The 25,451-nt window shown below is 38.3% G+C and carries 14 protein-coding genes; 7 read left to right on the top strand and 7 right to left on the bottom strand.

Features of this window, described 5'->3' with window-relative positions; all coding sequences use genetic code 11:
* Positions 1-281: 281 nt before the first annotated feature.
* Positions 282-1,742 carry an HDOD domain-containing protein gene (locus tag H4J50_RS05030; RefSeq protein ID WP_182254836.1) on the top strand — a complete coding sequence of 487 codons (1,461 nt, stop codon included), beginning with the start codon at positions 282-284 and terminating at the stop codon, positions 1,740-1,742.
* Between the two features lie 540 nt (positions 1,743-2,282).
* Here H4J50_RS05030 and polA read toward each other — a convergent pair.
* Entirely contained in the window at positions 2,283-5,027 is a 2,745-nt protein-coding gene (gene polA, locus H4J50_RS05025; RefSeq protein WP_182254834.1) for a DNA polymerase I, read from the bottom strand.
* A 710-nt stretch (positions 5,028-5,737) separates the two neighbouring features.
* Positions 5,738-7,090 (bottom strand): glutathione-disulfide reductase, encoded by a 1,353-nt coding sequence (gene gorA, locus H4J50_RS05020; RefSeq protein WP_182254832.1) that lies wholly within the window; start codon positions 7,088-7,090, stop codon positions 5,738-5,740.
* A 219-nt stretch (positions 7,091-7,309) separates the two neighbouring features.
* Between gorA and prlC the strand changes: the two genes are divergently transcribed.
* The 4 genes from prlC (at position 7,310) to H4J50_RS05000 (ending at position 11,509) form a co-directional block, all read left to right on the top strand.
* Positions 7,310-9,352, top strand: coding sequence for an oligopeptidase A (prlC, locus tag H4J50_RS05015; protein ID WP_182254830.1), 2,043 nt, complete (start codon positions 7,310-7,312; stop codon positions 9,350-9,352).
* A 5-nt stretch (positions 9,353-9,357) separates the two neighbouring features.
* Entirely contained in the window at positions 9,358-10,068 is a 711-nt protein-coding gene (locus H4J50_RS05010; protein ID WP_108454551.1) for a DNA-3-methyladenine glycosylase I, read from the top strand.
* The gene (locus tag H4J50_RS05005) at positions 10,061-10,852 is read left to right on the top strand and encodes a class I SAM-dependent methyltransferase (protein ID WP_108454550.1); all 792 of its coding nucleotides are present in this window, start codon (positions 10,061-10,063) and stop codon (positions 10,850-10,852) included. The genes H4J50_RS05010 and H4J50_RS05005 overlap by 8 nt, the downstream gene beginning before the upstream one ends.
* Positions 10,853-11,035: 183 nt before the next feature.
* On the top strand, positions 11,036-11,509 hold the full coding sequence (locus tag H4J50_RS05000) for a peroxiredoxin (protein WP_108454549.1): 474 nt from the start codon (positions 11,036-11,038) through the stop codon (positions 11,507-11,509).
* Positions 11,510-11,625: 116 nt separating this feature from the next.
* Here the strand turns inward: H4J50_RS05000 and H4J50_RS04995 are convergent, their stop codons facing one another.
* A complete protein-coding gene (locus H4J50_RS04995) occupies positions 11,626-13,146 on the bottom strand; it encodes a DUF4397 domain-containing protein (RefSeq protein ID WP_182254828.1) in 1,521 nt (506 codons plus the stop codon).
* Positions 13,147-13,435: 289 nt separating this feature from the next.
* Between H4J50_RS04995 and H4J50_RS04990 the strand changes: the two genes are divergently transcribed.
* A complete protein-coding gene (locus H4J50_RS04990) occupies positions 13,436-14,620 on the top strand; it encodes an NAD(P)/FAD-dependent oxidoreductase (protein ID WP_182254826.1) in 1,185 nt (394 codons plus the stop codon).
* 243 nt (positions 14,621-14,863) lie between these two features.
* Here H4J50_RS04990 and H4J50_RS04985 read toward each other — a convergent pair whose 3' ends face one another.
* The 4 genes from H4J50_RS04985 to H4J50_RS04970 all read right to left on the bottom strand — a co-directional run bounded on the left by H4J50_RS04985 (position 14,864) and on the right by H4J50_RS04970 (position 24,363).
* Complete coding sequence (locus H4J50_RS04985; RefSeq protein ID WP_182254824.1) at positions 14,864-17,389, bottom strand: TonB-dependent siderophore receptor; 2,526 nt, start codon at positions 17,387-17,389, stop codon at positions 14,864-14,866.
* Positions 17,390-18,158: 769 nt separating this feature from the next.
* Positions 18,159-21,620, bottom strand: coding sequence for a mechanosensitive ion channel domain-containing protein (locus H4J50_RS04980; RefSeq protein ID WP_182254822.1), 3,462 nt, complete (start codon positions 21,618-21,620; stop codon positions 18,159-18,161).
* A 286-nt stretch (positions 21,621-21,906) separates the two neighbouring features.
* Positions 21,907-23,358, bottom strand: a complete 1,452-nt coding sequence (locus H4J50_RS04975) for a sensor domain-containing diguanylate cyclase (RefSeq protein ID WP_182254820.1) — start codon at positions 23,356-23,358, stop codon at positions 21,907-21,909.
* 246 nt (positions 23,359-23,604) lie between these two features.
* Entirely contained in the window at positions 23,605-24,363 is a 759-nt protein-coding gene (locus H4J50_RS04970) for an ABC transporter substrate-binding protein (protein ID WP_108454543.1), read from the bottom strand.
* 413 nt (positions 24,364-24,776) lie between these two features.
* On the opposite strand from H4J50_RS04970, the gene H4J50_RS04965 reads away from it, so the two are divergent.
* Positions 24,777-25,403 carry a GNAT family N-acetyltransferase gene (locus H4J50_RS04965; protein WP_182254818.1) on the top strand — a complete coding sequence of 209 codons (627 nt, stop codon included), beginning with the start codon at positions 24,777-24,779 and terminating at the stop codon, positions 25,401-25,403.
* The last annotated feature ends 48 nt before the right edge of the window (positions 25,404-25,451 follow it).

The following is a 25,451-nucleotide window of genomic DNA, read 5'->3' as shown; positions in this document are numbered from 1 at the left end:
ATACTAACTAAATAGATAATAAGTACAATAGATTAGCACCGATATCGCATTATAAATGTAACAATATTCTACAGCCAAGTTCAGTAATTAAGCTATTTCACAATTTTCTGCCGTATCAAATAGCTAAAAACTGGTTAACAATCACATGCGCATAAAAGCACATAACGAAAACCTTTAAACCATAAATGCCTGATGGGTTATAAGTTACTTTCTTATAAAATGTGTTACGCTCGTTAAAATGGCTTTAAGTTGAGCAGAAATAATACGCTCGGAGCAAATAGATGAAAGACGCACCGCATACCTCAATTGAGCACTGGGTTGATATTATTGCTAAAAGTGAATTACCTGCAATTACCTCTACCGCCAAAATGCTGGATAAATTTAATAATGACGACAAATCGTCTTTACCTAAATTAAGTCAGGCAATTTTACACGACCAATCTCTTTCATCATGCCTACTAAAAGTGGCCAACAACGTACAACACTTCAGTGTTAACAAGGTCAACACGGTATCTCGTGCTTCGGTAATATTAGGCATTAGAGCAGTAAAAAATATTTGTCTTACTTCTAAATTAGTCGAAGGTCTTTTAGCAAATAAAGAACTTAACCCTGCGGTTTATCACCAATTAACACAATCAATGGCTAGCTCCTTTTATTCTGGTTTGCTAGCAAAGATGATGGCTCCACAATATGCTGAAGACACTCAAGAAGAACTTTATTTAGCCGCCATGCTTTATCGCATTGGTGAAACAGCCTTTTGGATAGTGGGTGGAGAGTCTGCAGAAAAATTAATTGCATACGATGATATGACCACAGAAAGCTTTAGGCAAAAGTGTATCAGTGAAATTGGCTGTGATTTTTCGCAACTTAGTACTGAGTTAGTCAAAACATGGAGCTTAAGTGATTTACTTCTAAAGGCGTTAGACAAGCCTAAAAGTAGAACTATTGAAGTTCAAATAATATATTTTGCCGACAAGCTCAGTAACACGATTGCAAATCCAAGCGGTAGCGCAGAAGAGTTTCAACAACTTCTTGCTGACATAGCGAAGTTAACGGGCTTAAGTGTTCGCCAGTTGGTGCTGAAAATTGAACATATGCGTGAAAAAGCGAATGATTTATTAACCTCTTACGGTGCTACAGCATTAATAAAACATATTAAGCCATTGCCAAAAGATATCGATTTCAAGGGTAATAAATATCAAGTTTTAAGACCGAATCCAAATAAAGAGATTAATATTCTCAGCACTTATATAGCGCTTAATAAGTTAATTAAGTCATCTACCGATTTAACAGAATTCATTCGGTTGACTTTACAGGCTATGTCAAAAATATTTGCTTTTGAACATTGCAGCTTCTTTTTAGTTGTTGACGATAAAAAGGCTATAAAGTCACGTTTTACCTATGACATTACTAGCCAACTCGTGAATAAAAAAGTTAGATTTACACTCGGACGTAGTAATAACGTTTTTAGTTATACCATGGATAATGGCCAAGCTATTTTAATAAAAGATCGCCAAGAAGCTAAGTGGTATCAATATATTACTGGTGAAATTGCAGAGTTCATTGTTAAAGGTTCGATGATAATTTGCCCTATAAAAGTGGGGCAAACACCCATAGGCGTTATTACTGCACAAGTTTTTCAGCATGATAAAGAAATTTCACTTACCGACTTTGAGCACTGCTCGGCATTAGTTGACCATCTCAACATGTGCTTAACTATGCTTTCTCATAAAACTAAATAAAGCTCTGATGTTGGCTCTGGTTATAGTTCTGCGAATGTTTAGTCAAAATCAGGCTTATCTACTCGTTTAAATCTTTTGTTGTAATAATATTACAAACCACAAAAATAGCCTCTTTAGTATTTTTTTCCTCAATAGTGATATCACTCAAATTTTAAGCAAAAAAAAGCCGACAACGAAGTTATCGACTCAAAAGCTATATGGGGAAGCTTAAAATGCAAATTATCACAACAAGTGTTAAATTTGGGAACAAGATGATTATAGAGTAAGAGCTCTAAGCATGTAAAGTACATTTTGTAATTATTTTACATAAAAAGGTAATTTAATAACGAAATATTAAGTTTATTTATGCTGTCACACTAAATTAGCGCTGTATTCGGCTTTAAATGAAAAAAAGCAAAAAAAAAGGCCTCTGTATAGAGGCCTATAAAAACAACAACACCACGAAGGGATCGTTTGGTGTTATTAAATAAGAACGTGCTGAGGCTAAATTAATTTCACATGCGTATTAACGTTTTCAACAATAGAAGGTTAATAGTGTAATTAATGTGCTTGCTCCCAGTTATCGCCCATACCCGCTTCTGCGATTAACGGGACACTCATGGTGATAGCGTTATTCATTATTTCCACTAAAGTAGCGGTTGTTGCTTCAACAATGTCTTGGTGAATCTCAAAAATTAATTCATCATGCACTTGCATGGTCATTTTAATTCTCGGGTCGTTTTTCTCTTCTATCCAAGCATCAACATCTAACATCGCTTTTTTAATAATATCAGCAGCAGTTCCCTGCATTGGCGCATTAATAGCGGCACGTTCAGCTGCTTTTTTACGCATACCATTTTTTGCATTAATATCAGGTAAATAAAGTCGGCGGCCAAATAAGGTTTCTACATAGCCATTTTCTGTCGCTTTTTGACGGGTATCTTCCATATATTGAGAAACATTTGGATAACGCTCAAAGTATTTGTCCATATAAGCTTGCGCAGTATGGCGAGGAACGTTTAATTGTTTTGCTAAACCAAATGCCGACATGCCATAAATCAAACCAAAGTTAACCGCTTTCGCGCTTCGACGTTGATCGCTAGTCACTTCATCTAGTGGCACAGCAAATATCTCCGCTGCCGTTGCTTTATGTACGTCTTTACCTTCTGAAAACGCTTTAACTAAACCCGGATCATCAGATAAGTGCGCCATTATGCGTAACTCGATTTGCGAGTAATCGATAGCGACAATTTTATGCTCAGGCGGAGCAATAAAAGCTAGACGAATTTTGCGCCCTTCTTCACTTCTAATTGGAATGTTTTGTAGGTTTGGATCAGTTGAAGATAATCGCCCAGTCGCAGTAACGGCTTGATGATAAGAAGTATGAACACGATTGGTTTTTGCGCCAACCAATAACGGTAATTTATCAGTATAAGTAGACTTTAATTTACTTAATCCTCTGTTTTCTAAAATTACTTTAGGTAATGGGTAATCTAATGCTAATTCTTGCAGCACTTCTTCTGCGGTTGAAGGAGCGCCTTTAGGTGTTTTCTTAATAACTGGAATTTTAAGTTCATCAAATAAAATAACTTGTAGCTGCTTAGGAGAACTTAAGTTAAAACTTTTACCGGCCAAGTTATGTGCTTCTATTTCTAACTCAGCTAAACGCACACCTATAGATTGGCTTTGCTCTGCTAGCATATCGCAATCAATTAACACGCCATGCTGCTCCATGCGAGCAAGTACCGGTAATAGTGGCATTTCAATATCGGTAAAAACGGATAGTTGTGATTTTATGTTTGCTAATTGTGGGTAAATAGCTTCGTGCAAACGCATAGTAATATCGGCATCTTCAGCGGCATAATGCCCAGCTTTATCAATATCAATTTGATTAAAGGTCAGCTGTTTAGCGCCCTTGCCTGCTATATCTTCAAAATGAACGGTTTGATAACCTAAATACTTATCCGCTAAGGCGTCCATGTTATGCCGTGTTGCTACACTATTAAAACAATATGACTCGAGCATGGTATCAAATTGAATACCTTGCATTGTAATATTGTAATGTGACAATACATTGGCATCGTATTTTAAATTTTGCCCGACTTTAAATACGGTTTCACTTTCTAATAAAGGCTTAAGCTGTTCTAACACCCAATCTAGCGGTAACTGCTCTGGCGCATCAATATAGTCATGCGTTAAAGGTACGTATGCTGCTTTACCTACTTCGATACAGAATGATAAACCTACCAGTTTAGCTTTCATGTAATCAACGCTGGTGGTCTCAGTGTCAAATGCAAATAGCTCAGCGGTTTTTAACTTTTCAAGCCAAGTCGTAAAGCTAGCTTTATCTAAAATAATATCGTATTCGCTATCAACGGCGGCTGGTAAATCAGCAACTACAGTGCTCGCTGCAGTAGTGTCTGATTCTACTTTGCTATCACTACCATCTAAGTCAGCTAACAAACGCTTAAGTTCGTATTTCTTATATAATGTTCTTAATGTTTCGGTATCTGGTGCGCTTGGTTTGAGTTCAGCAACGTTTTGCTCAAGTACGACGTCAAGTTTGATAGTGGCAAGCTCATAAGATAATGGTAAAAACTCCAACGCGGTACGTAAATTCTCACCCACTTTGCCTTTTACTTCATCCGCATGTTCCATCACTTCTTTTAAGCTCGGGTATGCAGTTAACCATTTTACGGCAGTTTTAGGACCACATTTTTCAACACCAGGAATGTTGTCAACTTTATCGCCCATTAAGGCAAGGTAGTCGATAATTTGATCAGGACGAACACCAAATTTTTCAGTAACGCCGGCTTCATCCATTTCTACATTAGTCATGGTATTTATTAAGCGCACATGTGGATTTACTAATTGCGCCATATCTTTATCACCGGTAGAAATTACCGTTTCAATACCTAAGGCCGTTGCTTGATGAGACAGCGTACCAATAACATCGTCAGCTTCAACGCCATCGACAACTAATAGTGGCAAACCCATAGCGGTAATGATGTCATGTATTGGCGCAATTTGCGTGCGAAGGTCATCTGGCATTGGCGGACGATTAGCTTTGTATTCTGGATACATGTCATTGCGAAACGTTTTACCTTTCGCGTCAAATATCGCAATAACATTACCGTTGGGATAATCTTTTTTCAAACTTCTGAACATATTCAAGACACCCGTAATGGCTCCTGTAGGTTGCCCATCTGATGTTGATAAAGCTTGCAAATATGGCACGTGATATGCGCGAAATAAATAAGATGAACCATCGACTAAAATAAGCGGTGATTGGTCAGAAGTTGGCATGATAATTTTATAACTAGGGGAAAGATGGGCTAAGCATGCCATAATCGGCAAATTCTCTCTAGCTATTCATTATATTTAGTCACAAAAATAGCGAAAATTGTGGATAAGTATGTTGAAAAGCACAGGAAAAGACCCTAAAGATCTGATGAACTTTACGGCAACTAAATTTTAACAGCTTGTATTATAAGGAAAAAGGTAAGGCAGAAATCCTTTTCACATATTTATTATTTTTTTTATATTATGTGGATAAATAAATGTCCAAGCTTAGATTTACTTGTTCAATTAACGAACAATAGAAATAAGCGAGCTAAGAGATTACCAGAAAACTGCGCCATTACCAGACAATTATTAAACTATTTTTACCATTTTATGACACCTAGAAATAACAAAAAAACATAAGCTATATTTGGCAAGGGCTAGCTTAATTCGATGATTTTATTTTTCTTAAAAATATAACTTTTATTTGTCAATATACGCATTCAATTTTAATCTCACCGATCCTAAAGTGGTAAAACAATAATCGCTAAGGTTGAGGGGTTAAAATTAATTCAGTGCTCACAAGCATTTTATCAATATGGTTATTAACAAATACACAAAAGCCACATTAAAATACAACAGTTAGTATTTTGAATGTGGCTTAAGTATTAACATTGTTATAAATACTTACGTCGAATTAACGTTTGAGTATTTATCTATGCTTTATCGCTATTTTACATGGTGACAAATTCTTCAGCAGAAGTTGGGTGAATAGCTACCGTGTTATCAAAGTCTGCTTTTGTTGCGCCCATTTTCATCGCGACAGCAAAGCCTTGCAATAATTCATCACTACCAAAACCGATACTATGAATGCCTACTATTTTTTCTTCTTTACCCACACAAACTAATTTCATTCTTGTTGGGTCACGATAATCTTCGGTAATCGCTTGATATAAAGCCGTAAACTGAGAACTATAAACTTTAACCTGGTCAGCGCCATGCTCAGCAATAGCATCCGCCTCAGACAAACCAACAGTGCCTATCACCGGATGACTAAACACCACAGTAGCTATATTTGAATAATCTAAATGCTCATTCGGTTTATTATTAAATAAACGCTCACATAAACGACGACCTGCAGCAACGGCTACCGGCGTTAACTGTGCTCGGCCAGTATTGTCACCTACAGCATAAATACCATCAACATTGGTATTTTGGAATTTGTCAGTAGGAATAAAGCCACGTTCATCAAGCTTAATACCCGTTGCTTCAATATTGATATTGTCAGTCGCAGGTTCACGGCCGATAGCCCAAATTAAGGTGTCGACCGGACCAATGCTTTTACCATTATCTAAATGAATAGTTAATTTACCATCGTTATGTTTTTCAACACGCGTTGGTACGCTCATGGTATGTAAAGTAGGGCCATGCTTCGCCATTTGCTCGACTAAAGTGTCACTTAGCATGTCATCAAAACCACGTAGTGGCTTTTCTTTACGTACTAATAAATGTGACTCGCTGCCTAACGCGTGCAACACACCAGCAAGTTCCACGGCAATGTAACCTGCACCAACAACGGCCACTTTTTCAGGCTGCTCGGTGAGGGAAAAAAAACCATCTGAATCAATGCCATGCTCAGCACCCTCAATACTTGGGCGACTTGGGCGGCCACCGGTAGCAATAGTAATATGGTCGGCGGTATATAAAACACCTTCCACTTCAACGGTGTTTTTGTCTACAAATTTAGCAAAACCATTAATTACAGTAACGTCATTACTGGCAAAACCACGCGCGTAAGCGGCATGAATACGTTCAATATAAGCTTCTCTGTTTTCAACTAATTTTGACCAATTAAAACTTTGTAATGGCGCTTTAAAACCGTAATCATTGGCGTAATGCAATGCATCGGCAATTTGTCCGGCATACCACATGGCTTTTTTAGGTACACAACCTACATTCACACAAGTACCACCAATATGTTTAGCTTCAATCACTGCCGCTTTTTTACCTAAACGTGCTGCTCGGTTTGCTGAAGCAATACCGCCACTGCCAGCGCCAATTGAAATGTAGTCAAAATGTTGTGTCATATTAAAATTCCTGTGTGAGTATCTTTCATTATATTGGACTTAAAAAATAAAATTTCAAGTAGAGCGGATATAAAGCTGCTTTATAAGAACAAGTGACATGGTATTTAACAATTAAATTTCAATTTTAAGCATCTGCAGCTAAATAGTATTAGCTACACCTTGATTATCAACTGATCTGCCATTACATCTACATCATCATCTAGCAAACATGCGAATTTTATGACCAATCCATTATTACAACCTACATCACTGCCGCAATTTTCTAAAATTAAACCTGAGCATATTAAACCTGCGGTTGAGCAAGCCATCGAGCAATGTAAAACTAAAATTGCTGAAGTGCTAGCCAACAATACAGAATTCACTTGGGCTAACCTTGTGGCTCCTATTGATGAAGTGGATGATGTTTTAGGTAAATTATGGTCACCAATTTCGCACATGAACTCTGTGGTTAGCAGCGATAAATTACGCGACGCTTACGAGTCATGCTTACCGCTTTTATCTGAATACGGTACTTTTGTTGGGCAACATGCTGGCTTATTCGCTGCTTATCAGCAATTAAGCGAAAGCGATGCCTTTAAAAAACTTAACACCGCGCAACAAAAAGTGATCAACAACGCCTTAAGAGATTTTAAACTATCTGGCATTGCACTCAACGAAGAAGACAAAAAACGCTATGGAGAAATTTCCACGCGTTTATCTGAACTCAGCTCTACGTTTGGTAATAATATTCTCGATGCTACGCAAGCTTTTAGCGTTAACATTACCGACGAAGCAGAACTGGCTGGTTTACCTGAAAGTGCAAAAGAAGCTGCGCAAGCATTAGCACAGGCACAAGAAAAATCAGGTTGGTTATTTACCTTAGACATTCCAAGTTACTTGCCGGTAATGATTTATTGCGACAATCAAGCCTTACGCGAAAAAATGTACCGTGCCTATGTTACTCGTGCTTCAGAAATAGGACCAAGTGCTGGCGAATATGACAACAGCCCCATTATGGCAGAGTTGCTTTCGTTACGTCATGAACTGTCAAACTTGCTAGGTTTTGAAAGCTTTGCTGATAAATCTTTAGCGACAAAAATGGCTAACAATACGGCTGAAGTGTTAGGATTTTTAGAAGACTTAGCGGTTAAATCAAAAGCGCAAGGCGAGCAAGACTTAGTTGAAGTTACCGCATTTGCGAAACAAAATTTCGACCAAAGTAATTTACAGGCATGGGATTTACCTTATTACAGTGAAAAACTGAAACAAGACCGTTACGCCATTTCTGACGAAGAACTGCGCCCTTACTTCCCAGAAAACAAAGTAGTTGCCGGTTTATTTGAAGTGGTACATCGTTTATTCGGCTTACAAATTAGTGAACGAAAAGACGTTGATACTTGGCACAAAGATGTGAAGTTTTTTGATGTTTTGGACAGTAATCAACAATTACGCGGCAGTTTTTATTTAGATTTATACGCCCGATCAAAAAAACGCGGTGGCGCTTGGATGGATGATTGTGTTGGCCGCCGTGAATTAGCAAATGGCGATATTCAATATCCAGTGGCTTACCTAACCTGTAACTTTAACGGCCCTGTTGGCGATAAACCGGCATTGTTTACACATGACGAAGTGGTGACTTTATTCCATGAATTTGGTCATGGTATTCATCACATGCTAACGCAAATTAATGCTGCCGGTGTTTCGGGTATCAATGGTGTTCCATGGGATGCGGTTGAGCTACCAAGCCAATTTTTAGAAAACTGGTGTTGGCAACCAGAGGCGTTAGCGTTTATTTCTGGCCATTACCAAACCAATGAGCCATTACCACAAGATATGCTCGATAAAATGTTAGCGGCGAAAAACTTTCAGTCCGCTATGCAAATGATCCGTCAACTTGAATTCAGCTTATTCGATTTTAAAATGCACGCGCAATATTCACCCGAAAATGGTGATGAAATTCAGCAAGTGTTAAACCAAGTTCGCGAAGACTACGCCGTAATTAAAGCGCCTGAATTCAATCGTTTTCAACACAGCTTTGGTCACATTTTTGGTGGTGGTTATGCCGCGGGTTATTACAGCTACAAATGGGCAGAAGTGTTATCAAGCGATGCTTTTTCTCGTTTTGAAGAAGAAGGTATATTCAACCAAAGTGTTGGTCATGACTTTTTAACTAATGTATTAGAAATGGGCGGTTCAAATGAACCAAGCGAATTATTTAAAGCCTTTCGTGGCCGCGAGCCTCAAATTGACGCATTATTACGTCACAGCGGCATTACAGGTTAATAACAATGGCATTAGAAAAGATTGACGATATTTATCAACGTGCCGCCGCCCGCAAAGGTGGCGCTGCTAAACTCAACTTATTGTTAGGCCCCGCTCAACAAGATGACTTATTGGCTGAAATTCCTGACGACCGATTTTTGTCTGAGTTTAGTAAAAAGGTTTTTCAATCGGGTTTTGTTTGGCGTGTTGTTGAAAATAAATGGCCAAACTTTGAAGAAAGCTTTTTCAATTTTAATATTGAAAAAGTATTGATGATGCCAGAAGAAATGATGGAACGAAAAGCCAGCGATCCCAAAATCATTCGAAACTTTAATAAAGTTAAAACCATTAAAGCCAACGCACAAATGATTTTTGATCAGCAGCAACAAGGCCAAAGCTTTGCAGAGTTTATTGCAAAATGGCCAAGTGACGACATTACCGGTTTATGGGCGTATTTGAAAAAACATGGCCAACGCTTAGGTGGAAACACTGGGCCTTATGCTTTGCGTGCGTTAGGCAAAGATACATTTTTGCTTAGTAGAGACGTTGAAGCTTATTTTCGCGCACATGACATTATTACTGGCGGCATTCAAACAAAATCAAGCTTAAGCGCTATTCAAGCAAGCTTTAATCATTGGCAACAACAATGCGACTTATCTTTAGGTCAACTTAGTCGGTTAATTGCTTATGCAACAGGCGATAATCATGTTCATTTAGAAGAAGTCGCCAATGCTTAATAAAGTTGCGGTTGCCTATGTCGATGCTGTTGACGTCGACAAAGCCAAAAAAATTGCTCAAAAGTGGCAGCTAGATTATATCGGCGATATCGCCGCAGTAAAAAATCATCCAGAATTGCTATTTGCTTTACAAGTAAACCTACAACGCCTAGAACTGAGCAAACTTGATGAGCCCAAACTTGGTGCTATATGTGTCGACTTTGTTGATGGTGCTACGGCTCATCGCCGTAAATTTGGTGGTGGCAGAGGTCAAGACATTGCCAAAGCCGTTGGTTTAAAACACGGTTTTACGCCCAACGTACTTGATGCTACCGCAGGCTTAGGTCGAGATGCGTTTGTATTAGCCACCTTAGGCTGTAACGTAACTATGATGGAACGTATGCCGATTGTAGCGGCTTTACTTGAAGACGGCTTAGAGCGTGCGCAGTTAAGCACAGAAATTAATGATATTACCGAGCGTATGAGCTTGATCAACTCTTCATCAATTGAAAATATGAACTTAGCGCAGCAACCCGATGTTATTTATCTTGATCCCATGTACCCACATAGAGAAAAGTCGGCGGCGGTCAAAAAAGAAATGCGCGTGTTTCAGTCGCTAGTGGGTGAAGACCTCGACGCTGACGACTTACTCGCACCAGCGATTGCCCTGGCAAAATATCGCGTAGTGGTTAAACGTCCAAGCTATGCACCACCACTGGCCGGTAAAACACCGTCTACCAGTATTAATATGAAAAAGAATCGCTTCGATGTTTATGTTAATCAAGCCATTCCAAAAAAGAACTAAGCACTTTATACCTATTAATCGTTAGGTAAAATTTGCAAATTTATAGTCTGAAAGTGCTTAAACGTGCGCTTAGCACAAGTTTATTCTAGACTAATAATCAGCGTTATAACTGATGTACAGATTAAGTATTACCCGAGAGCCGGAAGTTCCGGTAACTCATTCACCAACCACAATGGAGATATTATGATCGCATTAAATGCAGCTATGCCTGATGGGCAACTACAAGAATTAAAAGATGGTGATATGGTCACCCACAAAACGTCTGAATTGTTCGCGAACAAAAAAGTAGTTATGTTTGCCGTACCAGGCGCATTTACACCAACATGTTCGGAAACACATTTACCGGGTTACGTTGTATTAGCTGACGAATTTAAAGCTAAAGGCGTTGACGCTATTATTTGTGTTGCGGTTAATGACGCATTCGTTATGTCATCTTGGGGCAAAGCACAAAATGCTGAAAACCTAATGATGCTTGCTGATGGTGATGGTAGCTACACGAAAGCATTGGGTCTTGAAATGGACACAGCAGCCTTTGGTGGATTACGTTCACAGCGCTACGCTATGGTTATCGATAACGGTGTTGTCACAACATTAAATGTTGAACAGCCGCAAAAATTTGAAGTGAGTAATGCAGAGACTATTATCAAGCTTCTATAAAGCAAAGTAATTAGCCGCTATATATAAAAGAAGGGAGCCATAGGCTCCCTTCTTATTTTTGTTCATTTAAAAGGCACTAGAATATAAACTATTCGACCTATGCTTTTAAATATTAGCTACTCGTCTTCTGTTTGCTTAATCATTTCAATGCGATAGCCTGTTGGCGAATCGTCATCAGCTTCAACAATTAAAAATAGCTCGTCTGAGTCTTCATCAAGCGTTAATTGAAAGCTTGATAAAATAACCTCACTACTATCAACTTCTGCAATAGCAAACACCTGATAAGTATTGTTTTGTAAGTAAATTGATTCAGGCTGAGTATAAACAGCACTGCGGTTATACAATGCTGTTTCTATGGTTTCATCACTGCGTACAAAATAGAATTTCACAAAATTAAAGTCGTCACTATCAACTAAATCTATCATGGTTATTTGATGATCGTAGATACTTTCGCGCGTACTGTTTGCAACGACAAGTGATTTAATGGTTATTTCAATTTCATCAACAATACCGTCATTGTTCTCATCTACGTTACCATCGCCATCGAGATCAACATCTTCTTCATTTAAGTAAAAGAATACGGTTTTATTGGTGTTTTCAGCCAGGCTTAATAAGTGATTACTTAAAAGGCGCTCAGTAGTACCCGGAATTAATAAATCTAAACTGTAATCACCTTTATCTTGAACTTTAGTTTCGCTATAGCTACCAATTTCAAGCGCTGATATTTCTGCTTCATCATCAACACCATTAATATATATATCTAAAGTGCCGGTGTAGTTAGGGATTAGTTCATGTTCTCTAATCGCATTGTATGCGCGAAACTGTGCTTCAGAGTCAGTATCTAAATATTCAGTAATTGACGAGTTAGACATTCTATCCATAGCATAAGGAGATGTGCCTGAGCCGGTGTTCTCGCGAATAATCATCACATATTGTGCTGGGTATGCGTAATCTATATCGTCCGAGGTAAATAGCACTTCTTGCGTACCTGACTTCGTGATATAAAAAATATATTCGTCTTGATCAAACTTTTGATTATCTGATAACTGCTTATAGTTGTATTGACCTACTATCGTTGCTTCATTAAAAGTTTCATCAGACTCTGACATGTAAAAGTCAACTCCGACTGAATCGGGGTGTAAATTCAAAACACGTAAATTGAATAAATCTTCATCTTCGTCTTCATCATCGTCTAGCACATCAATGCTGTAAGTCTCAACTTGTGGTGCGGTAATGTCATCTGTTAGCACTAATAGTTGAATGGTATCTGTAGTAACGTTAATTTGCCCTTCTGCAACTTTCTCAAGATCATCACGGTCGCTACTGTCTTCATCTTGCCAACCCATTTCGTAAAAATAGCTGTTAGTGTCTATTTCAAATACGCTTAAAGCTTCTGTATATGCAACACCATTAAAGGTTACTTCAAAATTATCAGCATCGTCATCATCGTCTGACTCAAGATCTTGATCAAGGGTAAGGATAATGTCAGGTGCGTTTTTTGAACTGTTATAAAATTTAACATAACCGACATTTGAGCTGTCACTGCCGCCGCCACAAGCCGCAAGTACAAGTGCTGATGATAGTAGCAGCACTTTTGAAGGTGAAATCGTTGAAAGTAGGTTGGATTTAAAGCGCATATATTTTTCCAAAAAAGTTTATTGCCACTACTGCACAGGATTTACTGGCAGCTAATTTATGCTTACACCTGTTAAACAGCTGAAAAAGCACTTTGTAGAGCGGCATTCTAGGGTTAAGTTCAACGATTCACAGCATCTTTGCATTTCTTTACGTAACCCTACCTTTCCTTACATAACATGGAATTTAGAGCGAGTTTTATCAAAAAATTATGCGTTATTTTAACTTATCGCCCTATTTTGCGATCTCAAGTATAATGCCGCCATTAAAAGCATAAACTAGGTTATTTCGTTGATATTTTCTGATGTGGTTATTATTGGTGCTGGCGCTGCAGGTTTAATGGCCGCAGCAACTGCGGGCTATCGTGGTAGAAGTGTTACTGTAGTTGATATGGGTAAAAAACCCGGTCGAAAAATATTAATTTCTGGCGGCGGTCGCTGTAATTTTACGAATGAAAACGCGAGTCCCGAAAACTACTTATGTCAAAACCCTCATTTTGCTAAATCAGCACTGAGCCGTTATAGCGCGCAAGATTTTATTGAACTAGTTGACCGCCACGGCCTTAATTATCATCATAAAACCTTAGGGCAATTATTTTGTGATGATAGCGCGCAAGACATTGTTGATATTTTGATGACCGAATGTGAATGGGCCGGTGTCGATATAGCAATGCGCAGCGAAGTAATTTCAGTTAACAAAAGTGATATCGGTTATGAAATAGTTACCGCCGGCGAAAGCTATCAATGTGAGTCGTTAGTTATTGCTTCTGGTGGCTTAACCATGCCGAAATTAGGTGCTAGCCCAATCGGCTTTAAAGTTGCTGAGCAATTTGGTTTAAAGGTTTTACCGACAATGGCCGCATTAGTGCCATTTACCTTACATGATCACGACAAACAAAAATTTGATGGTTTATCGGGTATCAGCATGGCTACAGAAGTAACCAGTGAAGACGGTACTACATTTAAAGAAAACATATTATTTACTCACCGTGGCTTATCTGGCCCAGCTATATTACAAATTTCATCATTCTGGCGATCAGGCCAAGCGGTAACAATCAACTTACTGCCAGAAACACCCATAGATAAATTAATCAGCGAATGGCGTGAAACTAGCGGACAGAAATCATTAAAAAATATGTTAGCAACCGTATTACCTAAACGCTTTATTGAAGCGCTAGTAAAACAAAAAGATATAACCGATAAAGCTATCAACCAAATCAGTAACGACGAAATTACTTACCTAGGCCAATACCTGCATAACTGGCAAATAAAACCTAATGGCACTGAAGGCTACAGAACAGCTGAAGTTACCTTAGGTGGCGTTGACACAGACGAACTATCTTCCAAAACCTTTGAAGCAAAAAAAGCCAAAGGCTTATATTTTATTGGTGAAGCGATAGACGTAACGGGTTGGCTCGGAGGCTATAATTTCCAGTTCGCGTGGAGCAGTGGTGTGGCTTGTGGGCAAGCGGTTTAGTTAACAAGGCATAATGACAAGACATAATTAGAGCGAACAATATCTGAATTGTGCGAACAGAATCTCAACATAGGGGAAATGCTGATTTACCCTACTAGAAATTCAGCGCACTCTCTGTCATATATACTTCAATGTATCAGTAACATATAAACTATTAAGTTGTTTATATGAGTAATAGCAAAATATTTTTTTCAAAAAAAAGCAGCCATTGCGGCTGCTTTTTTCACGTTGTATTACAATCGATTAAAAGTTCATACTTATACGGCCATAAACAAACCGACCATCAACACCGTATGGAGAGAACGGTGAAAATGGAATGATTCGACCAAACGTAGATACCCGTTCACTGCCGTCTTCATTTAAAAACTCATTGGCCACTTTAGGGTAAGAATCAAATAAGTTATTAACACCTAAGGTTAATTTGATGTTATCTGTTACTTGGTAAGCCGCGTCTAGATCAGTAATCCATTGTGCGTCATTTACTTCTACATACCCATCGCTTTGAGGATCTCTCCACTCACCAAAACGCGTAGAACGAAGACTTACTTTAAGGTCATCCATATGCCAAGTGGCAGATAAATTAAGCTTACTGTCTGGTGCACTACTTTCAAAGCGAGCGATTTCACGTTCACTAAAAAGAATATAACTATCACCTAGTACATTTAACTCTGAAGGATTATCTTTTAAGTGAGTGACTTCAGTATCGCCAATATTAACCGCTGCACTTAGTACTAAGCTACCCATATCATCTAAATCTAGATCATAAGTACCAACAACATCAATACCTTGAGTTTCAGTATCAATAGCATTAGTGAAATACCTTGCACTGCCTACGCCACTTACACCGGCTGTAGTTAAAATATCGTCTACCGCCGAGCCAGATATATTTTCAGATAATACGATACGATCATCAATCTTGATATTGTAAGCATCAACCGTAAAGTTAAAGGCACCTTGTGTATAGACAAAGCCTAAGGTCATATTAACTGATTCTTCAGGTGTTAGCTCTTTGGCACCAAGGGCTTGTGCTACAGGAGTATTTACAGGAAATAATCCACTTTCTTGTGGGATCTGACCACCAGAACCATCATCAACAAAAATGGTTGAAACTGTTGTATAAGACGTTTGTGCTAGCGATGGCGCTCTAAAACCTGTGCTAATGGCGCCACGGAAAGAGAGGTTATCATTCACGACATAACGGGCGGCTAACTTACTTGTGAAATTTGTACCAAAATCACTGTAGTCTTCGTAGCGGCCAGCAAGTGCTACATTTAAGTTATCGGTTAGGTCTGTATCTAATTCAATGAAAAGACCTAAATTATGACGCCCTTGATCTGTTGATGCTGGCAAACCTGGAAATCCTTGGCTACCGCCATCAATGTATGATGCTTCTTCGCCGGCAACAATTTCATAATTTTCTTTGCGATATTCTACGCCAACAGCAAAAAACACGTCATCGTATAAACCAAAATCAAGCATATTATCAAACGTTAAGTTAACAATAGTTTGATCATAGATTAACGCACCATTATAAAAGCTCGTTGGCGAGTTATCACCTAATGACGAGTTAACGGTATTTTCATTACCGAGACCAAAATCATTTTTTCCATAATCAATACTTGCATCCCAATTCCACTCATCAAGTTCGCCATTAACGCCAACCACAATCGCTGTATCAACAACATCGGTGGTGATATGTGGTAAGAAACCATCAGGGAAAATACCTAATGAACGACCTTGTTTAGGTTGACGAAAAAATGCTGCTGAATCACCATCACGTTGCCCATAAGTACCAAAGGAATATAATTCAGTGGTATTATCGAAGCTGTAGCCAAGGTTATAAACAAACGATAAATCTTGAATATCTGCACGACCTACACGAAAATTGTTGGCATGGTCAAAGTCTAACTCGCGTGGGTCAACTGAACCGTCAACAAGTGGATTATATACCTGACGTGCTTCGTAGCCATTACGACTCGTAGGTGCGCGGTCTCGTGATTCAAACGCTAAATGTAGAAAGCCATCTTCGCCAAGACTAAAACCAATATCGCCCGCAATAGTTGTAGTTTCACCATCGCTGCGATGAATGTCGCCACCATCTTCAAAAACTAGCTCATTACCAACAATAGTTTTACTTTTTATTTCTTTAACGCCGGCAACTTCAGTGTCATATTTACCGTAAGTAACAGCAAAAGAGCCACCTTCATCGCCATCTTTTAAAATAATGTTAATAACACCCGCAATAGCATCCGATCCGTATTGTGCTGCTGCGCCATCACGTAGCACTTGAATATTTTTAATCGCTGAGGTTGGTATCATGTTCAAGTCAACAGCTGTTGAGCCACGTCCCACTGACCCACCTAAGTTAAGAAGCGCACCAGAGTGACGACGCTTACCATTGATAAGCACTAAGGTGTGATCAGGCGCTAAGCCACGAAGCGTTGCAGGTGAAGCATGATCAGTACCATCATTTAACGCCGCTTTAGGATAATTAAAGCTTGGCAGCAAGTTTGATAAGATTTGACTTACTTCTAATTGCCCTGTTGCCGACATACTTTCAATATCGATTATGTCAACTGGCGATGTACTTTCGGCAACAGTACGATCATTACGACGAGAACCAGTAACCATTATTCTTTCTATATTTTCATCTGCGTTAGATTCCTCTGCGACAGCACCAAAAGTTACTGTCATTGCTGACAAGCCTGATAATGCAATTGCAGATGCAACTAAGGACAGTTTTGATGTGAATTTTTTAATATGTATCATTTGCTCTTATTCCCTATAGAGTTAATTTCATGCTCAATAATTTTTTATATCACTTACAATTAATCTGTTGAAATACTTATCATATTAAGAACTTTGTATTTAATATCTGTAAAATAATGGCATAACATTTAAGACTCGCTTCGCATAATGCAGCCAAAGATCTCAAATAATAAAATAAGTCTATTTGATAAGTAATTATTACTCTGTTTTTCTCCCGTAAAAGTAGAAACCTTTCATTTTAAAATTACGGCTAACGCCCACACAGCGGGTAATTCATATCCTAAACTCGAATGTAGTTGTTGTCTATTGTGAAAGTAATTAGGTAACCTTCTAATTTTGAATGTAATCAATTCATCGTCTTAAACGTATTACTTATAATTAGGTCGGCTTTGTGAGAATGAAAAATGATTAACCTCTACATTTTTATTACATCAGCTAGTTCGATTCATGATCGTTTTGATATACTGCTTAATCAAAGAATTTTGTACTACATGAACGCTATATTGAGCCCATAGCACGACTTTTGTCAGTAGGCTTTCGCTTATTGATAGCAAGCTTAAAGGGGTTATTGGTGGTGTTATTAGTCAAATGCGACATAGTAAAGTCAGTTTAAAATTTCTAGTGCTACTTGGGAGCATTACTTATTAACCACTAAAAACCACTGAATCTAAGAAAAACATCCTAAGTTCAGTGACTTGTAATTTTAAAACTCACTACAGCTAGGCTCACTTAACCATAAGTTGCGACGAGTCGAACAATAGCTAAGTCGTTAATCCGTTTCGTGCTTTTCAACTGATTCTATTTCGATGTTTTTATCTTCAGGTTCTTTATTTTCAGCTTCTTTATTTTCAATAAGTTGACCAGAAACCAAATGTAAATCTCGTTGTGGAAATGGGATGGAAATATTGTGTTCTGCTAATGCTTTGTTAATAGCTATGTTGATTAAATGAGTTAGCGGCAAACGGTTTGTTGGTTGGCTTACAAAGGCACGAACTTCAAAATCTAACGAACTATCGCCATGCGCCAAAAAGAATACCTGAGGGGATGGCAGTTCAAGCACGTCTTTTTGACTTTTTACTGCCTGCATAAGTACTTCAGTTACCTTTTCGATATCTGAACCGTATGCCACGCCAACTTTAACCACAATGCGCGTTACGGCGTCTTTTAATGTCCAGTTAGTCACATTTTCGGTGATAATAGATTTGTTCGGTAATAGCACTTCACGGTTATCAAAGTCTGTTACTGTTGTAGCGCGAATTTTAATATTACTGACAGTACCGCTTAAATTACCGATGGTGACAAAGTCTCCCACACGAATCGGTCGTTCAAATAATATGATTAAACCAGAAACAAAGTTTGCCACAATTTCTTGCAAGCCAAAACCCAGACCAACACCTAGCGCGGCTATGATCCACTGTAACTTAGACCAATCTATGCCAAGTTGAGAAAAGCCAATGACGATACCGCTGCCAACAATAACATAACCCAAAATTGACATGATGGCATAGCGAGCGCCATCGTCCATTTCAAATCGTTCGAAAAAACCAATTTCCATTACGCCGCGTATATTTTTCGCTGCTAAAAAGCCACCAACAACAAACGCCAATGACAGAATAATATTCCACAGGGTAACGCCACTTGATAGTTCTACACCGTCGACCATTTTTACTTGTTGCCAGACGACAATATCATCAACAATCCCTAGTGCTGGTAGTAATGGCATCCAAATAAACCAAAGCCCCGCTAACAATAATAAACCGGTAAACCAGCGCATAATTGATTGGCTTTGGCGTTTCACTTCTTCTTCATCAATGCTCTGACTTTCTTCAGCTGTAGCGATTTCTTCAACGTTTGATTCGCTTTGTTGCTCGGCCTTTTTTATCGCTAACTCTTCGGTTTCTTTTTGCGCTTTTCGGACCATATATCGGCGAAATGTCACGAGAAAAACACGTAATATAATGCCGTAAATAACAGCTGACATGACCAGTAACGTGCCTGACATAAAGACTTTAGATTGCAACTCTACGGCTGTATCAAAATATCCGAAAAGTGGCATTGAACCGATGGCAAAAGGTGCCAGTACAGCAATGGGAAAGGCTATAAGCGTAAGGAGATTTGCCGGAGTTTCACCAGCTATGCTGGTGGCCACGCCACTCTTAGGTTGAAAGAATTGATAACTGAATACCGCAATACCAATAGAGCTGATTATAAACGCTAAAATTGCGATGCCGTATCTCAGCTCAGTTTCACCACTAGCAATCGCGGTAGCAAATACAAAACCGGTTACCGACTCTAACCACACAAACCATGTCAGCATAGCGCGTAGTTTACGTCGCGCTTTGGCACTCCAACCAAAGTGTTTTTCAAACATGCCGTTTTCACGACACATTGAACGAAAAGACAATAGTATTAAACTTACTGATGAAACCGCCGCTAATCCACTCGCTATGGCGGTAGAAAAGCTCAATGGCGAAGCACCTTCTGAGATCATGCCAGCAACAGTAAACAAGCAAACAGGTAAAGGTAAAGCTAATGCAAAAGTTAAGAGTAACGCAAAGGGCGTACTGTAATAAGTGTCATGTTCTACATCACCCACCTTTTCAAATAACGACCACAAGGTACGTTTAATCATTCTACGGCTTAGCAAAATGAGCAGTGGTATAGTAACAAAAAGCAATAATAGAAAAGGCGATGATAGAGCACCGCTGTAAAGATCGTTGACCAAGTTCCACCATGCTGTAGGTGACAGAAACCATTCAACGCTGATTAAAATATTTACAGCAAAATCACCGGCAATACCTGAACTAGACGATGGTAGCCAAATTAAACGCCGCTCCAATAACGCACTAAGTGCAGAGCTCGCTAAAAGTAACTCGCTGATTGCCAATTTTTCATCCGTTGTACGATCAGCTTGTGTGTTCGATGCGTTAATCAAATTACGTAGTAAATCTCGACGAGATGTAGTTAGCTCTTCGGCCTTTTCAAGCTCGAAGCTCGTGAATAAATCTGTCTCTTCACTTTTACTCAACTGATTTTTTTTGCTCTGCTGAGGGCTATTTTCAAGCAGTAACCGCTGTGCCGTATCAGGAATATGGGCTAAATTTCGCAGCTGATCTTGCCATAAAATCATATTAAGCTGTTGACGAATGGTTGTTTCTTTAAGCTTTTCATGACGTTGCTCAAGCACCGATTCCACAGGTAAGCTCGCACGAAGTCTTCGTAACAACTCACCTAGCTCATCGGTAACACGGCCCGTAGCTAACACTCTATCAACCGTTTCTGCAGACTGTTGAACTTCAACAAGTTGCTTTTGTAACGCTGCTACATTGGTTTCACTTTCTGGCGCGATACTTTGTAAGTCTTGCAACTGATTCGCCAATGACAAATTTTCACTTGCTATAGCTTCAAGGGCTGGATGTTGCTCTAATTTGGCCAGAACGGCACTGCTTAGTTCTACCGTTTTTTGTACTTCACTCTCTCGGTTATCGGCTAAGTAAGATTGAAGTAAAGCGATCTGTTTATCATAAAATGTACTTTGTGTGCGCAGCTGGCTTAACTCTGCTTCTACTAACGATTGGCGAGCGGGAATAGTAGCTATCTCGCTTTCAAGAGCCTTAATAGTCGCAGTAAGTTTTTGGGCATTGGCTTGTTTTTCAAGATAGTCGGCTCTTGCATCAAGGCTTATATTATCAGCTGGTTTCTTGGCTATCGCTTGATTAATGGCCGTTTCGTCAGCCCGCGCGGCACTTAATTGCTCAGCAATTTTATTAGCCCGCAAACTCAGTACTGTTTGCTCACTTTGTTTGTCTGAAAGTTGCGCCAGCCGATTCTTTTGCTCTGCTCTTTGTAAGAGCAGCTGGTTTTCGAGTTTATCAGACGATTGGCTTTTATCTATTTGCACTTCTTGCTCTTGCAGTGCTTGGTTGCTTTGTCTAATAGCAATGACTTTTTGAGATGCACTTGCGGCTCGCGCCTCATAATCTAGGGTAAGACGCTGTTGTTCTTTGGCTGTAGCCAACATGTCTTGTGCATCTTCTAGCTTATTAAGGGTGTTTTTTTGTTGTTTTTCATCTAAGTCAGTTGTTTGCTGAACACGCTCAATAGTGGTCTTGATCTCACTTTCAAGGTTTGACTCTTGTGCTTCAACGTTCGTGATTAGCCCACTTTGGGTAATGCCAATGACAAGAATAAAAACTACACTTAATAACGTGCGCACTAACTGTTTAAGCATTCACAAACCTGCTGAAAATATGATGATGAGAAAGTAGAATAAACCACCCACCTAATCTATTCAACAAACGCTGATTTTATAGGCTTTTTTGGTTTAGCAACTGAAGAGGTGAAAAAGTAAAAAGATACTTTTAGAATAAATGTAGTTTAACAAAAAACATAAGTTTAAGCTGGTTAAAAATACCAGCACATTGACAACATTACTGCCTAAGTACTCTATTTTCGATAGGTACATAGTTTAAATAATCGTTTATTAACTCATTCAGTTACAGAATCTAGAGAGTGAATTAGTCTTTATGAAGCGACGTGATTTTATCAGGCTTAACCAAATTAATAATATTACAACAGTCATCATCAATTTCGCTTTCAATAGTCACTCTATTTTTGCCATTTTGTTTCGAATGATAAAGCGCTATATCCGCTTGTTTCATCGCTTTTTCAAAGTCGAGGTAATCGCTCGGCTTACACAACTTAAAGCCCGCACTGGCGGTGATCGATAAATCATGACCACCCAGTGTCGGTTTTAGACCTCGTATACCTTCAATTAAACGTGATGTTAAACTGTCGAGATCAGACTCGTTTTCTATGGCGACAGCGAATGCGAATTCTTCCCCTCCATAGCGACAGAATGCTTCGTCAACTCGGCAAAACTTTTCTAAGTAATTAGCTAACTCAACTAAAATCAAATCGCCTGCATCATGTCCATGTGTGTCATTGACTAGCTTAAAATCATCAATATCGATTAAGCCAAAAGCAATCGAAACTTTTCTTCTGTTGCACGACTTAATAAGTCGATGTACTTGGTCGATAAAAAACCGTCGGTTAGGAATATTAGTTAAGGGGTCAAAAAATGCAATTTTTTCTAATTTCTCATTGGCTTTTTGTAGCTCAAGCGTTCTATCACACACGAGTTGTTCTAGTTCACTCTTTAACGATTTTAGCTCTTGGTTTCTAAACTGTAATTGCTCTAAATGAAACTTGCGCTCTGAAACGTCTCGTTCTATAGCACCAAAATGAGTAACTTCTCCGAATTTGTTTTTTAACGGAATAATATTCATTTCAATCCAATAAGGCCTACCTTTAATATCATAATTTAGCAGGGTTTCTGTGATGGCTACATGATTGGATAATGCTACATTGATGCGTGACATGGCGGCTTTATCAGTGAGATCACCTTGCAAAATTCGGGGAGTTTCTCCTAAAACCTCTTCTTTGGCATATCCGGTAAGTGTTTCAAAAGCTTTATTTACGTAAACAATTTTAGGGCCTGTTGGATACTGAATATTATCCGCTTCGCATACGATGACAATATCTTGTGTGTTTTCAACAATATCAGAGAAAAAATACAGCTGTTTAAAATCTGAAATATCATTAAAGGTAATAATAATAGAGCGCGTGTCGCTGCCGACTTCACCTTCAGGATAAGCATTTATCATAAACCAAAGTGCTTTATTATCTTTATTCACTATACCTATAATTTCATTTGTAACTGACTTTTGAGTGAGCTTTACTTTGTTTACAGGGTAGTTTTCTTCAAGTAACTTATTACCAGCATAATCAACAAAGTCCCACGTTAAATCGGAAGTAACTTTGTTACTTATTTCTTCAAAGCTTAAGCCGAGCAACTTTAAGGCGGTAGGGTTTGCATATACAATCGAAGTATCCCAACGATGAACAACCACTCCAACATGCGCTTTTTCGAGTAAATTTTTTAAATTAAGACCATAAAAATCTGTCATATAGCGCTCACTTCTTTAATGCATCTTTAAAGTCTAGGACACTTTGAAGTTTTTATACAAAAAATACTACATTTAGGAAGGCTTTATATTGTCATTATTATTAAGTGATAAATTACGCGATGGAATATTTTTATATTTGTCGAACGCCTGTTATTAAAAAAATAAATCTATTAATTATATTTTGATAACACAGTAAAAATTTTATTGTCGCTTAAAGCTAATCGCTATAAAAGTAAGCATTAAACCTTAATATATTTCAGCTTCAACACCATATTTATCTAAAATAGTTTGTAATTGACCGGAATTTTTTATCTTTTTTAACGCTAAGTTAATAGCAGGCAACATTGATTTTTTAGTTTTATTAAGTCTGATAAGAAGCTTTCCAATGGTATGTTCTGCTGCAAATTTAATATCAACATCATGAATTTTGGCCCAGTGTTTAGCGGTTTCATGTTCAAGTATTACGGCGTCAACACGCTTATACTTAAGTGCTTGCATTAAGCTTTCTTCGTCACGAAAGTTTACTCGGGTAAACTTTTGATCGTCAAAATAAAAATACCCCGCTATCGTACCAATACGCTTGTTGTGAATTTTATCTAATGTAGGGAATAGGTGTTCATTACCTTTCAACGTCACCACATATTCTTCTACTTCAAGTATCGGATCGCTAATAACAAACTTTTCCCCATAATTTCCGCTGTCAAACCATGCCGTACAAACAAAATCGAAATCAATAATACCTTTTTTCAATGCCTGTTCCGCACGCTTCATTGGCCAATTAACTGTCTGAAATTCAATTGTGGTATGTTGCTCTATAAGTAAAGTTAACTCAGATAAAATACCGGATTGACTTCCATCCTGTCCGGTACGATAAGGAACCCAGCCACTATTTTCACCCAAGTCAAAGTGTAAGGCGGTTGATTTTTCTTCTGCCGATACTTTAGATATACATGAAAAAGCGCTCAAGAAAATGCAAAGAAGAGAGTAAATTACTACGTTTTTCATCGAAAATAACCTTTATAGAGATGCACATGAGTTTTACAGTATTTTTAACGCCAATTCGGTATTAAAACATTGAGCTTTAAGACTTTATTTAGCAAAACAAATAATAAACTGTCAAACCTAGTGTTATTAAATACCATCCGATAATAACTTATATATGCCCTCTCTATCTAATATTTTGATTATTTTAGACAAATAAAGCGATAATAAATAAATTAAACATTCACCTGAAACCGAGGCAAATAGCGTTGGTTAATTAAATCAAATTCTGGCATGACAGGCCTGCTAATGGTATAACCGCGCCATCGGATTTAAATTTGCAGTAACAGCTAAAGCATTGGGTTAGTTGACTGCGCTAACGAGTAAAGGCAGTTACTAATTACGATGTAAACATCATCGCAATACACTGAAATAAAATGAATTTAACAATAGAATTTAATAAACCAGAAATTAAAAGCACATTCGACTGGCAACTAGTCCAGGAAATTAATGTAAAGAACGACAATAATCAAATTATTGCAAAAGCAGAAATTGAAATTATTACCTTAAATAAGCACCGTGGTGCCGACGAAAGCTATGAATTGCTGAGTCAGCAAGATGCAACTGATTGGGAAGTACCGTTAAACTTATTTTTCAAAAAACAAAATGTTGCTGCTGATTTAGTCGAAAAATTTCAAGCAAAAATAGACACGAAAGCTAAAGATCATATATTAATTGAAGCGATTAGTGTTTTACCAGAGTTTCGTCAGCAAGGCGTAGCTAAGTTTTTACTAAACGAAATAGCTCAACATTACAATAAAGTGCAATCAATATCGTTATTGAGTATGCCAATGAATTTATTTGTTGATGCGCAAGATTGTGAAACTGAAGAAAATAAAACTTATTATCAGGCGATGAACTTAACAGACGATGCGTTAACGCAAGAACAGTTATCGGCTTTTTTTGAGCACGCGGGCTTTAATCATTTAGCAATAGATGACAGTGCTTTAGAAGCGCCCTTACCTTTTAAAGTATTTATGGCGAGTCCAAACACCATTCGTTAATTTGCACCTGTGGTTTGAACAACCTGCACGTTAGATTATGTGCAGGTT

Source organism: Colwellia sp. 6M3, from assembly GCF_014077595.1.
In the GTDB taxonomy this organism is placed as follows: domain Bacteria; phylum Pseudomonadota; class Gammaproteobacteria; order Enterobacterales; family Alteromonadaceae; genus Cognaticolwellia.
Note: the sequence above shows the minus strand (reverse complement) of the source record. Positions and strands in the feature narration are given on the sequence as shown.